The organism is Campylobacter sp. BCW_6873, assembly GCF_001762365.1.
Taxonomy (GTDB): Bacteria; Campylobacterota; Campylobacteria; order Campylobacterales; family Campylobacteraceae; genus Campylobacter_D; species Campylobacter_D jejuni.
On record NZ_MJWS01000039.1, the window covers coordinates 1 to 2,032 of the forward strand.

Genomic DNA, 2,032 nt, shown 5'->3' on the forward strand with positions numbered 1-2,032 from the left:
ATGGAAGGGTTAAGGTAAGGATTAATCTTTATGCCAATCAAGAAGAATTAGATGAAAAAGAAAGTTTATATCATCACACTCCTTTTTTAAGAGTAGCTTCAAGTATAGCAAGTAATCATTCAGGTTTTTATCATACTCCAAGAATAGGAGATGAAGTGATTATTTCTTTTTTAGATGATGATATAGATAAGCCTTATGTAAGTGGAAGTTTGTATAATGGGACTACAACTATGCCTCAATATAATTATCCAAGATATCAAAGAGAGATTGCCACTAGCACTTTAAGTTATTTAAGCGAAGTTCCTATTATGATCAATCAAGGCTTAGATACCTTAAAACTTCAAGAAAATACAGATTATGAATTAAGCTCTATTAATAATCATTATCTTACTTTAGCAAATTCCACAGTAGGAGTGGATAACACCGATGCAAGAGCAAGGAATGAAATTACCCTAAAAAACGACAAAGACAAAGAAGAAATTTATATCCTAGCACAAAAAGATTATAAAGAAGAAATAGGTAATAATTATGAGCAAACCATAAAAAATAATAAAACTTCAGAAGTAGGAGCCTTATATACTGAATTTATCACTTTAGGTCATATGCAAAATATCGCAGGATTTAAAAATGTCAATGTAGGAGCTGAATATTTAGAAAATACTTTACTCTCTAAAGATACCAATGTGGGTTTAAGTAATACTTTAAATGTGGGGATTAGCAATGAAATAAACATAGGGCAAAACCACGAAGAAAAAATAGGAAATGACAAAAGAGTCTTTGTAAATAATAATCTAGAACAAGATATTAAAAATGATTCTATTTATAGAGTAGGACATAATAAAAATGAAACCATAAGAGGTTCTTATGTGCTCCAAACTAACCACTCTGTAAAATTTTATTCCAAAAAAGATATGACCTTGGAAACAAATGAATATATTAAAGCCGAAGCAGATGATTCTATTAGTTTTAAAGCTAGAAAAGATTGTACTTTTGCAGCTGATAGAGTTAATACTTTAGCAAACAAAGATAGCGTTTTAGTAGCACAAGAACATATTGTTTCTAGGGTAAAAAATACAATCATTTCTCAAACAGAAGATAAAATTGTAATACAAGTAGGTAAAATGCAAATTATTATAGACGATAAGGGCTTAAGGATCAAAGGCGGTGATCTAAGAGTGGATTAAAACTAATTTTTTAAATTATAACAACACAAGGAAAAACAAATGAAAACTTTAGAAGAAATGCAAGCTATGGATGAAGAAGCTATAAGGGAGTTAGGTTGGGAGTTTTTTAGACTTGTTAAAAATAATAAACTTAAAGAAGTTAAAGAGTTTTTAAAAGATTATCCCGTGCCTGAAGTATTTTTAGAGAAACGTCGTAAGGTATATTGGTGTAATCATCCTATACCTTTTTTTAATCCTAGTTCTACTTTAGCTTGGGCAGGGATTGCTTATGATAAGAGTCAAAGTTTTGAAATGATGGAGTATTTTGAGAGTTTAGGACTTAAAGCTGATGATGAGTGTTTAGGAAATAATGCCCTTACTAGTTATATTGGAGTAGGTGGAAAAAATAAAAAAATGATTGATTATTTTTTTAAAAAAGGATGTAAATTTGAAGTTTATGATGAAAAAGGTGCCACCCCTTTGCATTCTTGGATATTGCTTGGTGATCCTGAATCTGTAAATTTTTTAGAAGTGGCTTTACAATTTGGTGCTGATGTAAATATGAGAAGGATTGAAACAGAACATGAAGATAGTCATATCGATGCCGGGGAAACTCTTTTACATATAGCTGCAAGATCTGAGAAAAAACCTATTGGAACTTGTTTGGAAATTTTGATCAAATATGGAGCTGATGTCAATGCTGCTAATTGCACTATCAATGAAACTAAAGATGATAAAATTGATTATTTTGAACCTGCTACTCCATTAGATAGAGCTATTTCTTTTGGGATAAATAAAAATAAAACAATCTTAAAAAAAGCAGGTGCTAAGACTTGGGAACAATTGGTTAAAGAATACAATATTGATAC

General features: G+C 30.2%; 2 protein-coding genes. Both read left to right on the top strand.

Translation table 11 applies throughout. The features are described 5' to 3' along the window. Positions 1–104 precede the first annotated feature (104 nt). Positions 105–1,184 carry a bacteriophage T4 gp5 trimerisation domain-containing protein gene (locus tag AJ932_RS01975; protein WP_070288992.1) on the top strand — a complete coding sequence of 360 codons (1,080 nt, stop codon included), beginning with the start codon at positions 105–107 and terminating at the stop codon, positions 1,182–1,184. A 39-nt stretch (positions 1,185–1,223) separates the two neighbouring features. Beyond that, positions 1,224–2,032 (top strand): ankyrin repeat domain-containing protein (locus tag AJ932_RS01980; RefSeq protein ID WP_083263176.1); only part of this gene is annotated, 809 nt, incomplete at its 3' end.